The following is a 13,494-nucleotide window of genomic DNA, read 5'->3' on the forward strand; positions in this document are numbered from 1 at the left end:
GTGACCTACGTCACTATGGCTTCTTTTCGATGTACGCCCGCCCGCACGGCATGACACGCGCCCCTGTATCACCATGCGGAAGGAGACCAGCCTTGCAGAGGTCCACGGGGGATCGAGGAACCGAATTGGGGAGATTCCTCCAGTCAGTGCGCAGCAGGCTGCGCCCGGAAGACCTCGGCCTCGCCGGTGACGGCAAGCGCCGCCGGGTGGCCGGACTCAGGCGTGAGGAAGTCGCCCTTCTCGCCGGAGTGAGCGTCAACTACTACACACGGCTGGAGCAGGGACAGAACCGCAATGCCTCACCAGAGGTGCTGGACGCACTTGCCACCGCGCTCAGGCTCAGGCCCGATGAGCGGGCCCACCTGCACGACCTCGTCCGGCCGACCCACGCCACCAAGGCGCCGCGGACGACCGAGCAGGTGCGCCCGGGCCTGGAGCGGATGATTGGCTCCTTCGAGAGCGGGCCCGCCGTGCTCCTCGGGAGACAGACCAAGGTGCTCGCCTGGAATCACCTGGCCCGCATCCTCTTCACCGGATACATCGATCTCACCGGCCGGGACGGCGACCTCGAGCCGCCGAACCTGGCCCGGTTACTGTTCCGCGCCCCCGGTGCGCGGCGGCTCTACACCGACTGGGAGTACGAGGCCCAGGACCTGGTCGGCTATCTGCGACTGATGCACGGCCGCTACTCCGGGGATCCCGAACTGACCGACCTCATCACCGAACTCTCTGCGAACAGCCGGGAGTTCGCCGCGATGTGGTCGGAGCACCGGGTCTGGGACAAGTCCCACGGCACCCGCCGGCTCAACCATCCCGAAGTTGGTGCGCTGACGCTCATCTATGAGACGTTCAGGCTCCCCGAGGCTCCTGACCAGGCCATCGTGCTGTACCAGGCCGAGCCCGGATCGCCTTCCGAAGCCACACTTCGCAGGCTTCTGGAGAAGCGGGAGAGGTGAGCGCACCCGGGTCTTGCGCGGACGCCGGATATGCCCTGTCCCTCGGGAAGGCTTCTTGAAGCCTTCCGGAAACGCCGACACGGCGGATACCCGGCCACCGACAGGAGGGCCATCAGGTATCCGCCGTGAGTTCTCGGCACTACGCGGCGAGGAACTTCTCCAGCGCAGTGGCCAGCGCGATGGGGGTCTCCACCATCGGGTAATGGCCCGAGTTGCCCATGATCAGCAGTTCGGCGTTCGGGTAGTGCTTCATCCAGGTCTCGTTCATGGCGTCGGCGGTGACCGCCGGATCGTTCTCGCCGACCACCGCCAGCGCGGGCACCTCGGCCCCGGTGATACGGGCCGAAAAGTCCGTGGAGCGGAAGGAGTCGAGGTAGCCGCGGAAGGCCACCGGGCCCACCTCCTTCATCGACTGCTGCGCCCAGGCCTCCACCCAGGTTGCGGAGAGCCGGTTGCCGGTGGTCATATCGACGATGATCCGCCGGTTCTCCACCTGGTGGGCGGCGTCGGCGAAGAGCGGGAAGTCGGCGTCGGGTATGGGCATTCCGGTGGCCGGCACCGGGCTGAGGCCGATCAGCTTGCGCACCCGCTGGGGCGCCTTGAGGAGTACTTGCTGGATCGGCATGCCGCCCAGCGAGTGGCCGATGAGCGAGAACTCCTGCCAGCCGAGGCTGTCCGCCAGCGCGAGCGCGTCCGACGCGATCTCGTCCGTGCTGTACGTGCCTGCCACATCGAGCGCCTTGCCGAAGCCCCGGGCGTCCATGAACGCATACGTGAACCGGGTCCCGTCCAGATAGGGCCACCAGGCGCGGAACGATTCGAGTCCGCCGAAGATTGAGTGCAGCACGATGACCCGGTGCGGGCCATTGCCGACGACATGGCTGTTGGGGACATAGCGGCCGTTGCCGGACATGGTTTCCTCCATGGAATCGGTCGGACGGGTGGTGGCTTCCTGAAGGTCGGGAGCCAGGTCGGGGGATGGATCGGGAGCCGTGAAGATCCGGTGCAACTCGCCGTACAAGGCGTCGAGTTCGTCGTGGTGGCCGTGCATGACGATGTGCCCGTCGGGGCGCACCAGGTGGAATCCCGCGCGCCGGCAGCGCAGTTCCCGGTGCGCGCGGCGCAGCAGTTCGGTGCCGCGCCGCCCTGCGCCTGCGGGGCCGGCCCCCGCGTCGATCACCCGGACCTGGCGGTGCCACGGCCGGGCGAGGTGTCGTACCGCCTCGGCGAGCCGGCCGTCATCACTGCCCTTGGCGGGCGGGACGACCACGACGGCGAACCGCGTGGGGTCGGCTTCGGGCCCCGCGGCGCCCAGGCCGAGGGCCAGGTCCCTCGGGAGTGCGGCGCCCTGCCTGGCGTGCCGACGCAGTGAGGACCTCATGTCGCACCAGTCCGCGGGGACCAGTCGGCGGGGGCTCTGCGCGGTGGTCGGGGCCGTGGGGTAGACCCAGCGGCGGCCGGCCGCGATGGGGACGTAGAACCGCTCGAGGGTCCGGGTGCGGTCCAGCGCGCGCATGGCGGTGTCGCGCAGCGCCACCTGCGTGCTCTTGTTCCACATGGCCGCGCGGGTCTGCAGATCGGTGTCCCGGACGACGGCGTCGGCCACAGCGGCCCGCTCGGGGGTGTAGCTGTCCAGCAGTCCGGTGCGTGCGTCGCCACGGATGACGGATGCCAGTTTCCAGGCCAGGTTCTGGGCGTCCTGGATACCGGTGTTGAGGCCCTGGCCGCCCATCGGGCTGTGCGCGTGTGCCGCGTCTCCCGCGATGAACACCCGGCCCAGCTGGAAGGAGGCGGCACGGCGCCGGTGGACCCGGAAGGTCGTGACCCAGTCCGGCTCGATGAGCCGCAGTCCGCCGGGGCCGCGCACGTCCACCAGGCTCTGCATGTCCGAGAGCGTGCCGTTCTCCAGGTCCGCGGGGGCATTGGTGAAGAAGCGGTACAGGCCGTAGGGCTGGGGGACGATCGCCAGTACGCCGATCCGCGACTGGTAGTAGTGGATCTCGTCGGGGTCGAGCGGATTGTTCGCGATCCGGGCGTCGGTGATGAGGAAGCGGTTTTCGTACGTCGCCCCCTCGTACGGGATGCCCAGCTGGTTGCGTACGACGCTCGCCGCCCCGTCCGCGCCGATCACCCAGGGCACGGTGCAGCGCTCGACCGAGCCGTCGGCACGTTCCAGTGTGGCGGTCACCCGGTGGCCGGGTGTGATCCGGCCGCTGAAGTCGAGGCCCTGGAGCCCGAGCAGCCGCACCTCGCGTTCGATCGCGCCGCCCAGGCCCTTGAGGCCGGAGATGAGGATCTCCTCGGTGTGCCGCTGCGGAAGGCAGTACGGGGCGAGCGCGTCGGGCATCCGCATCCGGGTGACCGGGCGCCGCTCCGAGTAGTACGTCATCTGCCGTAGTTTCACGGCGACTTGGTCCACCGATCCTGCAAGGCCCAGATCCTGCAGGACATCCAGGGTGCGCGGCCATACGAGCATCGCCTTGGAATGCACACTCGCCTGCGCGGCGGCGTCGACAAGACGCACCCTGATGCCGCGCCGCAGGAGTTCGCACGCCGCGGTCAGACCGGTCGGCCCGGCTCCGACGATGAGCACATCGCAGTCATTCTCGGTGGTCATGGAGAGCCTCCTACGTGCTCGGCCACTGGGGCTGGGGTACTGCTCGGCTTCAGGTGAGGAAGGCCAGCGAAATGGCGTAGCTGTCCTCGTGCATGCGGTAGCGGTCGATCAGCCCGTCGGTCACGCGGAGTTCGAGGGCGAAGTCCGACGCGAAGCTCTTTCCGGTTGCATTCACCTTGTACTGGAAGTGGCCGAGCGCGATGGCGAGCTCGCCTTCCACCACGATCCGGTGAACCTGAAATTTCTCCGGCTCCATGTTCTCGCCGGCCTGCCGGAAGAATTCACGTATCTGCTCGTGGCTCGACCTGCTGCCCATCCAGGGAATGAGACCGGTGTCGCCGGGAGTGAACCAGTCGATCGGCTCGGAAAGCAGTGCTGTCGCACGTTCGAGATCACCGCTGCCGAGCAGCCGGAAGTATTCCTCGACGACGCTTCGTGTGGAGTTTGGCATGCGCCGAAGGTATTCACGTTTCGGCCGGATGAGACAGACCCTGACAGTGGTAGGAACGTGGGCCATATGAGGGCGCGGGTACTGGCTAGGCCTCCGTCGCGACTCGGATGCTCGTTGCCGAATCAGCCGACAGGAATCGAAAGGCCTCCCATGTCAACTGTCAATAGTGCGGACGGGACAAGGCCGGCTCCGGCCACCGAGCCGGCCGCGTCGCCGAACAGCATGACGCGGCGCCAGACGCTGACGCTTGTGCTGCTGCTCGGCGCCCAGTTCACGCTCGCGGTGGACTTCTCGATCATGAACGTCGCGGTTCCGGTCATCGGCCGGGAACTCGACGTCGCCCAGGAAAACCTGCAGTGGATCGCCACGTCCTTCGCCCTCGGAGCGGCCGGCTTCAGCCTCCTCTTCGGCCGTATCGCGGACATGATCGGGGCACGCCGGGTGTTCCTGGCGGGCCTGGCGCTGCTCACGGTCGCCTCTCTGCTCGGTGGTCTCGTCGACGCCTCGGGGCCGCTGCTGGCCGCCCGCGTCGCCCAGGGCCTCGCCACTGCGATGGTGACTCCCGCGGGCCTGGCTCTGCTCACCACCTCGTTCCCCGAAGGACCGCTGCGGGAGCGTGCGTTGGGACTGAACGGAGCCATGCTCTCCGCGGGCTTCACCTGTGGTGCCATTGTCGGCGGTCTGCTCACCGACACGCTGAGCTGGCGCTGGGGCTTCTTCATCAATGTGCCGATCGGCTTGCTGCTGATCGTCGTCACTCCCATGCTCCTCCAGAGCGGCAGCGGACGGCGCGGCGGCAAGCTGGACATCCCCGGCGCAATCACGGTGAGTGCCGGTCTGGTCGCCCTCGTCTACGGCATCTCCGCCGCCGGCCAGTACGGCTGGGGTGACACCACCACACTTCTCGCCTTCGGGATCGGTGTGGTGCTGCTCGCGGCCTTCGGGTACATCGAGCTGCACGCCGCCGAACCGCTCGCGCCGCTGCGCGTGTTGAAGCTGCGCAGCGTGACGTGGGGGAACATCGGCGGCTTTGTGACGTTCATCGGGTTCACCGCCATGATCTTCCTGCTCACGCTGTATCTCCAGGATGTGCTGGGCTACTCGGCGATGACGACCGGTCTCACCTTCGGTGTGCTGGGCGTCGGCGCCTTTCTCGGCGGCGTCACCGCGCCCCGCTGGATCGGTGTCCTCGGCAGCAGCCAGGCGCTTTTGGTTGCCGGCCTGATCGTCCAGGGTGTCACCGTCGGTGTGCTGTTCTTCGCCGGAGCCGAGCGCGGCTGGCTGGTCCCGGTGCTGATCCTCGCCTTCCTCAGCAGTTATGGCCACGTGGCCGCCATCGTGGGCTTCATGGTCACGGCGACGTCCGGGCTGCCGAACGAGCAGCAGGGCCTGGCCACCGGTATCACCACGCTCACCCAGCAGGTCAGCATCACCATCGGTATTCCGATCATGAGTGCCATCGCCACGGCCCGGATCCGCTCCCAGGCGGGCGCACCGATCAGGGACGCGACGCTCAGCGGGATCAATGTGGCGATCCTTGCGAATGGTCTGCTGATCGTCGCTGTCGCCCTCCTCGTCGGCTTCTTCCTCAAGAAGCGCAGGACAGCGCTGAGCTGACCGGTTACGAGCTGAAGGGCCGGCCGACCGGCCCTTCAGCCGCCGACGTACACCCCCGCCATGAACACCGCTGTCACCCAGGGGAAATGATGCATCGAGAGAAGAACCACAGGTCGCTCACGCACACCGGGGCCGACGTCCTGATCATCGGCGCCGGGCCGACCGGCCTCATGCTCGGCTGCGAGCTGCGGCGGCGGGGCATCGACTGTGTCGTCGTCGACCGGGAGACCCGGATCGACCGGCGCACCCGCGCGGTCATGGTGCACGCGGCCGGTCTCGAACAGTTCCAAGCGCTGGGCCTGCGCGCGGAGTTGGAGGCGCGGGGCGTCCCTCAGCAGCAGATCTCCTTCCACACGTACCGCGGCGCCACGTACACCATCGGCTTCGCCGGACTGGACACCGCCTACCCGTACTACCTCAATGTGCCCCAGCCCGAGGCCGAGGCGGTACTGGCCGGCGCGTACCGGGACATGGGCGGTCGGCTGATCCGCGGTCTGCGCTACGAGCGCCACACGGAGGACGCCGACGAGGTCCGGGCCGAGCTGACCGGTGAGGAGGGCACCCACCTCGTGACCGCGCGCTACCTGGTGGGCGCCGACGGCGCCGGCTCCACCGTGCGTGAGCGGCTCGGCGTCGAATTTCCCGGCGTCACCTACCCCATGAGCTACCTCCTTGCCGAGGGCACGCCCGCCGTCCCGGTCGCCCGCGACGAGTCCGCCATGTACATCGGCCCGGCGGGGGCGGTCTCCCTCCTCCCGCTGCCCGACGGCCTTGTCCGCATAGCGGGTCCCGTTTCCGCCGCTCAATTCGATCGCGCCACCACCGTCGAGGCGGCCGAGTTCCAGTTGACGGTGGACCGTCTCGGATTCGGCAGCACGCTACGGCTGGCCGAGGCGCGCCGCGTCGCCCACTATCAGGTGCACGAGCGGCTCGCCGACAGCTTCCGTACCGGCCGGGCAGTACTCGCCGGGGACGCCGCCCATCTCAACTCCCCGGCCGGCGGCCAGGCCATGAACACCGGCTTCGGCGACGCGGCCGCGCTGGCCTGGCGGTTCGGCCACCTCCTTGACGGCCCGGACCCCGGTCCGGCCGGCCCCGGCCCGCTCGATGACTACGCACGCGAGCGGCGGGCCGTTGCCTCGGATGTCGCCCGAACCACCGGAGTGCTCGGGCTCCTCGACGCCATGCGCGAAGCGGTGACCCCGGCCGCGCACCAGGCGGTGGAGGACGCGCTCTCGGGACTCGCCGAGGCCTGGAGCCAGTTGTACGTCACCTACCCGGCCGCCGCCTCCGATGGCGCAGCTGCCCAGGAGCGGCCGCACCGCGACACCTACCGGCTGCGGCCGGGCGCCCGGGTCCCCGGCCACACCCCGGATCCGCGCCGCTTCACCCTGCTCCTGCCGCCGGGCAGCGAACCCTCGGCCGACGCCTGGGGGACCGGCATCCCGGAAGGCACGCTCAGCGCCGGACAGACGCCCCGCCAGGCCGCGCTGTTGCCGGTCCCCGCCGCCGTACTCGTACGGCCCGACGGTCATGTCGCGACCGTGCTCATACCGCCGCCCGGCGGCCGCCCGACAGCAGGTGAACGCGGGGAGCACACAGGGCAGGCGCACCACCACGACGTCACCAAGGGAGTCGCCGTATGACCACGCCCGTTCTCACGATCTCCGGTACCGGCAGCTACCTCCCCGAGACCCGGCTGGATGTCGCCGACGCCGCCGAGCGGTACGAGGGGGAGGCCGACCGTATCCTCTCCACCGGGTACCGCACCGTCTGCGCCGAGGACACCCTCTACCCGGCGGACATGGCGCTCATCGCCGCCCAGCGCGCACTGTCCGCGGCGGGTACCAAACCCGAAGACCTCCAGCTTCTGCTCGTGACCGCCATCCACCGGCACGGCCACAAGCGGCTCTGGTCACCCGCCTCCTGGCTGCAGTCCCGACTCGGCTGTCCCCAGGCGCTGCCCCTCACGATCAACCAGGGGTGCAACGGCCAGATGCTGGCACTCGACGTGGCGAGCCGGTTTCTGGCGGGAGGCAGTGGCGGGAGTGTGCTCGTCGTCGCTGCCGACCAGTTCGCCTCCTCGGGCTTCGACCGGTTCATCGCCGACTACGGCATCGTCTACGGCGATGCCGCCGCGGCAGCGGTCCTGACGTCCGGGCCGTCCGGGCCGGGATGGCGGGTCCTGCGCACCCGTACGGTCTCCGATCCCGGCCTCGAAGGACTCCACCGCGACAACGCGCCGGGCCCCGAATACCCCGAACTGCTCGACGCGGAGCATGACGTGCGCGGCGCCAAGCGGAGGTTCCTGAGCGAGAACGGCACGGACCGGCTGCAGCGCTCCACCAGGGCGGCCGTCAACGAGATACGTCGTGCCCTGCTGCCGGACGGCGACGACCCCCGGCTGCGCCGGGTCGTCTACCCCAACCTGGGGCTGCGCCTGCTCGAGGAGAACTACTTTCCCGAGTTCCCGGGCGGCGAGGCCACGTCGCTGTGGGACTTCGGGCGGACCGTCGGACACCTGGGAAGCGGCGACCAGATCGCCGGTCTCGACCACCTCGCCGACGAGGAGTTCGCCGCCGGCGACCGGGTCCTGCTGCTCGGCGCCGGGGCCGGATTCACCTGGACAGGAATGCTCCTCGAACACGACTGAACTTCCGGACGTGGCCTATCGAAGACGACCGAACTCTCATATCACCGCAGGCGGTCCGCCGCACAGGGCCGACCCACCTCACAAAGGCAGGGCTCTGACCATGACGACCACGACTCTCTCGCTGGACGACCTCACACCCGAGGACGCCGAACTGACCTACACCCGCACTGTCGACCGCGCACTGGTGCACCGGGACTCGCTGGGCGAGGTGTTCCTCACCGACCTGCGGCCGCTCGGCAACACGTGCTACGCGGCGGCAGCTCAACTCCCGCGCTCCCACGCCTATTACGGTGACCATCTGCTGCGCCCCAGCGCCTACGACCCGGTGCTGCTCCTGGAGGCGTGCAGGCAGTCCTGCCTGGCCGGCGCCCATGAGTTCTACGGGGTCCCGGCCGACCACAAGTTCATCCTCACTCATTTGCGCATCCAGCTGACGCGCCTGGAACGCATAGCCGTGGGGGCGGCCCCCTGCGCGCTGTCGATGCGGGTGACGGTCGTCGCCCACCGTCGGCGAGAGGGCCGCACCACCGGACTGGACTACGAGATCGGCCTGTTCGTCGGGCGGACCGAGATCGGTACCGCCTCTGTGGGCCTCCGGTTCAAGTCACCTGCAGACTATGTCGAGTTGCGGCTGACGAACCGCGGCGGAATGCCGCTGCCGTCATCGGGTACGCACGAGGAGACCACGCCGACGACGGCCGTGGACCCGTACCTCGTCGGCCGGACCAACCCTCGCAATGTGGTGCTCGCCGACGCCGAGACCAATGACGACACCGCGCGGGCGGTGCTGCGGATACCGGGTGACCACCCGAGCATGTTCGACCACCCCCAGGACCACCTCCCCGGCATGGTGATCGCGGAGGCCGCTCGGCAGATCGCCCTGCTGACCGCGCTGGAGGCCCGCGGCATGTCCCCCTCCAAGACCCTCCCCACAGCCCTGTCCGTGGTCTTCAGCCGGTTCGGTGAGCTGGAGAAGACGACCGTGATCACCTCTCGAGTGGGCGAGGAGCGGCAAGCCGCGGCCGCCGACGAGGACGTGTACTACACGCAGGGCGGCACCGTGGAGCGGGACCCCGCCGCGGCCGAGTCCGCCGGCCGGCTGCCGGTGCGGGTCGTGGCCGACCAGGACGGCGAGACACTGTGCGTCTTCTCCCTCACCCTCAGCCGCGTCGGGCTCCGGTCATGAGGCATCTGAATCCGCCCGGACGGGAGACCTCGGCCGCCTTCTTCGACGTGGACGAGACGCTGATCAACGTCAAGAGCATGTTCAGCTTCCTGGAGTTCTATCTGCGCAAGCGGGGCGAGCCCGAGGCCACCTACGGGCGCCTGTTCGCCGAACTGCGCCACTCGGCCGGGCTGGGGGTGCCCCGCAAGGACATCAACCGCCATTACTACCGCTTCTACGCGGGTCACAGCGCACAGCAGCTGGCCCGGGCCGGCCGCGAGTGGTTCACCGCCGAGCAGGAGAAGGGGAGTCTGTTCATCCCCGAAACGCGGGCATGCCTCCAACGCCACCTGCAGCAGGGCGAGTTCGTTGTCCTGCTGTCCGGTTCCTTCTTCGCCTGTCTGGAGCCGGTCACCGAACATCTTGGCGCCCATTGGGCCATCGGCACCCGGCCGGTGATCCGCCGGGGCAGGCTCACCGGAGAGGTGCTGACCCCCATGATCGGATCGGCCAAGGGGCGCACCGCGCGGGCCACCGCGGCCGTGAGGGGGTTCGACCTCGCGGAGTGCAGTGCCTACGGGGACCACTCGAGCGATCTCGACCTCCTCGCCTCGGTGGGGCGGCCGGTCGTCGTGGGGGAGGACCCCGTCCTCGTGGACCACGCGGCTCGTGCGGGCTGGCATCGGATCGTCCCCGGCCACCCCCCGGCGTTGACCCTGGTTCCGGCAGAAGGCACCGCGGTCCGATGACCGCCCGACACCCAGGAGGCGATATGTACGGCCCGATCGGGATTGTGAGCACAGGCTCCTACCTCCCTGCCACCGTCGTGGGGAACGAGGAGATCGCCCGGGGTGCGGGGGTGACGGATGAATGGATCGTCCGCAAGACGGGAATCCGTCAGCGCCGGCGGGCCGCCTCCGGGGAAGCCACCTCGGACCTGGCGGCCGAGGCGGCCAGGCGGGCGCTGGACCAGGCCGGACTGCGACCGGCGGACCTGTCGTACATCGTCGTCGCCACCTCGACCCCGGACCAGCCGCAGCCCGCGACGGCCGGGATCGTCCAGAACCTGCTCGGCGCGCGGAACGCGGCGGGCTTCGACCTCAACTCGGTGTGCAGCGGCTTCATTTACGCACTCACCGTCACCCAGCGGCTGCTCCAGGCAGCCGACCGCGCGACATACGGCCTGGTCGTGGGGGCAGACATCTACTCCCGCATCCTCGACTACTCCGACCGCAGAACCGCCGCCCTCTTCGGCGACGGTGCGGGCGCTGCGGTCATCGGGCCGGTCGACCAAGGGCAGGGAGTCATCAGGACCAGCCTGCTCACCCGGGGTGACCAGCACCATCTCATCGGCGTGACGGCGGGCGGCAGCCGGCTCCCCGCTTCCCCGTCGACTCTCGCCGGAGGCGACCACTACTTCCGGATGGAAGGGCGAGGGGTGCGTGGTTTTGTGCAGGAGCAACTGCCTGCGGCCATACAGGACTTGCTCGCCACCGCAGGGGTCACCGGCGACGCCGTCGACCACTTCGTCCCGCATCAGGCCAACGGGGTGATGCTCGCGGAGGTCTGGCCCGACCTGGGGCTCGGATCAGCCGCGCTGCATCTGACGCTGGAGCGGTACGGCAACACCGGCGCCGCCTCAGTCCCCGTCACCCTCGACGAGGCGCACCGGCAGGGCCGGCTGGCCGTCGGCGACCGCGTGCTGCTGGCTGCCTTCGGTGGCGGCATGTCCGTGGGGGCGTCCTTGGTCGACTGGGCCTCCACGCGCCACGCACGGCACGGGACGGCGCAGTCCCTCGCCGGCCTCATCCCCGCCCCCAGGGGCGCCGTGTGAGGGGCCGCCCGGTCCAGCGCCCACGGGGGCGGGACCGGGCGGCCCGACTCAGAAGGGAAAAGTCACTTTGTACGAGAGAGCACCCCGCGTGCCGGACGAGAAGCAGAGGGCGGCCGTCATCGCTGCACTCCTGGAAGCGATGCGGCACTGGATGGCCGCCGAGGATCCGGTTCAGGCCGCCCCGCCCGCAGAGGTGAGCCATCCCGCCGTTTCGGCGAAAGCGGCCGCGACTTCCTCGAAGCGCGCGGTCACGGGAGGCAACTCGCCCTCCGGAAAGACGATTTGAGTCACGAGATCGTTAACAGGTCCGGCCACCGGTGCCCAGCGCAGCCAGTCGGCCAAGCCGTCCGCCATCCCCTCACCCACCAGACCCACCGTGCGCCCGTCGCGCAGCACCCGCTGTGTGGGGTCGAACGCGACCGACCGCTCGATCAGCCGGGGCGTCGCACCGGCCCGGCGGAACATCTCGACCACCTGGTCGTAGTGCGCGGGATTCGCCTCCCGCGCATGCACCACCACCGGGAACTCCGCGACGGCCGCGAGCTCCACCCCCTCGGGCACGCCGGCCGTCAGCGGGTGCCCGGCCGCGACAAGCACGCCCTGCCGCTCCCGGCGCACCGGCCGCAGCCGAACCCCTGCGACCGGCTCGGGCGTACGCGCGACGCCCGCGTCCGCCCGTCCGTCGAGCACCGCGCGCGCGATATCGGGCGTACGCACCGGCTCGGCGCTCACGTGTACCTCGGGGTGGCGGGCGCGCATGGCCTCGACCAGCTGCGGGACCGTGCCGTAGCCGGTGCTCGTGCTGTAGGCGAGCCGCAGCCGGCCCAACTCACCGCGCCCCGCTCGCCGCGCGGCGTCCCAGACCTCGTCGAGCGCTGCAAGCGCCGCGGCTCCACGATCCTGGACCGCCCGTCCGGCGTCAGTCAGCTCCACCCTGCGCGTCGTACGCTCCAGCAGCCGCACGCCGAGCTGGGCCTCGAGCTGACGGATCTGCGCGCTCAGGGCGGGCTGCGCGATGTGGAGCCGCTCGGCCGCCCGCGTGAAATGGGATTCCTCGGCAACGGCCAGGAAGTAGCGGAGCAATCTCGCCTCAGGTGTCATCGCCACCAGAATAGGCACGCGGAAGTCGCCGGAATCGGGGACGGCATCGGCATCGGGAATCGGGGTTGGGATTCAGAAGCGTCGCCTATGAGTCGAGAGCACACCGGTCTTTCCCTCCGGCGCTCCCTCGCTCCTAGCGTGAACATCATGAATCCAACCCCTCTCCCCGCTGACCCCGTGACCATGCGCGCCTACGTCGGCACGCCCGAAGGCCCCGACCTCCGGCAGGTACCGGCGCCAAGACCCGAGCCCGGGGAGGTGCTGGTACGGGTCGGGGCCTTCTCCGTCAACCGCGGGGAGCTGGGCCTGTTCGCCCGGCGTGAGGAGGGGTGGCGCCCGGGCCAGGACCTCGCGGGAACTGTGGTCCGCGCCGCGGCCGACGGAAGTGGTCCGGCGGCCGGGACCCGTGTGGCGGCGATGGTCGACTTCGGCGCCTGGGCCGAGTACGTGGCGGTCCCCACCGACCGGATCGCGCCCCTGCCGGACACGGTGAAGGTGCCGCAGGCGGCGACCCTGGGCGTGGCCGGGCTGACGGCTCTGCGTGCGCTGCGCCGCGGCGGTGCGCTGTTGGGGCAGCGGGTGCTGATCACCGGCGCGAGCGGCGGCGTCGGGTCGTTCGCGGTCCAGCTCGCGGCGGCCGCGGGTGCCGAGGTGACTGCACTGACCGGCAGTCACAGGTCGCTGGACGTGGCGGCGCTCGGGGCCCGGACGGTCATCGATGAACTCGGCAGCCTGAAAGGGGAGTTCGACTTCATCGTCGAGTCCGTCGGCGGCGAGGTGCTGACGACGGCGCTCAAACTGCTCGCCCCGCTGGGGCACATCGTGCTGCTGGGCACGTCGTCGCGGCTGCCGGCCGCTCTGACGATCTCCTCCTTCGTTCCGCATGTCCGTCAGACACTTCACCCGTTCTGGGTGTTCGGCTCCGGGGAACCGGTTGGCGGGGATCTCTCCGTGCTGCTGCGGCTGATGGCCGCCGGGCAGATGGATCCTGTCGTGGGCTGGACGGGCTCATGGGAGCGTCTCCCGGAAGCGATGGAGGCTCTGCGGGAGCGCCGCGTGGCAGGCAAGGCCGCGCTCATCGTCGACGAAGGCGTGTGACC

At 69.8% G+C, this 13,494-nt stretch carries 11 protein-coding genes; 8 read left to right on the top strand and 3 right to left on the bottom strand.

Going from position 1 to position 13,494, the window contains the following annotated elements:
- Nucleotides 1-125: 125 nt before the first annotated feature.
- Nucleotides 126-956, top strand: coding sequence for a helix-turn-helix domain-containing protein (locus OOK40_RS24270; RefSeq protein WP_266485702.1), 831 nt, complete (start codon nucleotides 126-128; stop codon nucleotides 954-956).
- Nucleotides 957-1,095: 139 nt separating this feature from the next.
- On the opposite strand, the gene OOK40_RS24275 is transcribed toward OOK40_RS24270, so the two are convergent.
- Nucleotides 1,096-3,573, bottom strand: coding sequence for an alpha/beta fold hydrolase (locus OOK40_RS24275; RefSeq protein WP_266485703.1), 2,478 nt, complete (start codon nucleotides 3,571-3,573; stop codon nucleotides 1,096-1,098).
- A 49-nt stretch (nucleotides 3,574-3,622) separates the two neighbouring features.
- Nucleotides 3,623-4,024: a nuclear transport factor 2 family protein gene (locus OOK40_RS24280; protein ID WP_266485705.1), complete on the bottom strand. Its 402-nt coding sequence runs from the start codon at nucleotides 4,022-4,024 to the stop codon at nucleotides 3,623-3,625.
- Between the two features lie 222 nt (nucleotides 4,025-4,246).
- Here OOK40_RS24280 and OOK40_RS24285 point away from each other — a divergent pair, with 222 nt between their 5' ends.
- The 6 genes from OOK40_RS24285 (at nucleotide 4,247) to OOK40_RS24310 (ending at nucleotide 11,293) form a co-directional block, all read left to right on the top strand.
- Nucleotides 4,247-5,641 (top strand): MFS transporter, encoded by a 1,395-nt coding sequence (locus OOK40_RS24285; protein WP_266485706.1) that lies wholly within the window; start codon nucleotides 4,247-4,249, stop codon nucleotides 5,639-5,641.
- Nucleotides 5,642-5,727: 86 nt separating this feature from the next.
- Nucleotides 5,728-7,287, top strand: a complete 1,560-nt coding sequence (locus tag OOK40_RS24290) for an NAD(P)/FAD-dependent oxidoreductase (protein WP_266485707.1) — start codon at nucleotides 5,728-5,730, stop codon at nucleotides 7,285-7,287.
- A complete protein-coding gene (locus OOK40_RS24295; RefSeq protein ID WP_266485708.1) occupies nucleotides 7,284-8,294 on the top strand; it encodes a ketoacyl-ACP synthase III family protein in 1,011 nt (336 codons plus the stop codon). The genes OOK40_RS24290 and OOK40_RS24295 overlap by 4 nt, the downstream gene beginning before the upstream one ends.
- A gap of 100 nt (nucleotides 8,295-8,394) precedes the next feature.
- Nucleotides 8,395-9,480 carry a ScbA/BarX family gamma-butyrolactone biosynthesis protein gene (locus OOK40_RS24300; RefSeq protein ID WP_266485709.1) on the top strand — a complete coding sequence of 362 codons (1,086 nt, stop codon included), beginning with the start codon at nucleotides 8,395-8,397 and terminating at the stop codon, nucleotides 9,478-9,480.
- Nucleotides 9,477-10,208 carry an HAD family phosphatase gene (locus OOK40_RS24305; protein WP_266485710.1) on the top strand — a complete coding sequence of 244 codons (732 nt, stop codon included), beginning with the start codon at nucleotides 9,477-9,479 and terminating at the stop codon, nucleotides 10,206-10,208. The genes OOK40_RS24300 and OOK40_RS24305 overlap by 4 nt, the downstream gene beginning before the upstream one ends.
- A gap of 44 nt (nucleotides 10,209-10,252) precedes the next feature.
- On the top strand, nucleotides 10,253-11,293 hold the full coding sequence (locus OOK40_RS24310; protein ID WP_323136101.1) for a ketoacyl-ACP synthase III: 1,041 nt from the start codon (nucleotides 10,253-10,255) through the stop codon (nucleotides 11,291-11,293).
- 171 nt (nucleotides 11,294-11,464) lie between these two features.
- On the opposite strand, the gene OOK40_RS24315 is transcribed toward OOK40_RS24310, so the two are convergent.
- Nucleotides 11,465-12,394 carry a LysR substrate-binding domain-containing protein gene (locus OOK40_RS24315; RefSeq protein ID WP_266485713.1) on the bottom strand — a complete coding sequence of 310 codons (930 nt, stop codon included), beginning with the start codon at nucleotides 12,392-12,394 and terminating at the stop codon, nucleotides 11,465-11,467.
- Between the two features lie 147 nt (nucleotides 12,395-12,541).
- Between OOK40_RS24315 and OOK40_RS24320 the strand changes: the two genes are divergently transcribed.
- Nucleotides 12,542-13,492 (top strand): zinc-binding dehydrogenase, encoded by a 951-nt coding sequence (locus OOK40_RS24320; protein ID WP_266485715.1) that lies wholly within the window; start codon nucleotides 12,542-12,544, stop codon nucleotides 13,490-13,492.
- The last annotated feature ends 2 nt before the right edge of the window (nucleotides 13,493-13,494 follow it).

The organism is Streptomyces sp. NBC_01481 (assembly GCF_026339995.1).
Taxonomy (GTDB): Bacteria; Actinomycetota; Actinomycetes; order Streptomycetales; family Streptomycetaceae; genus Streptomyces.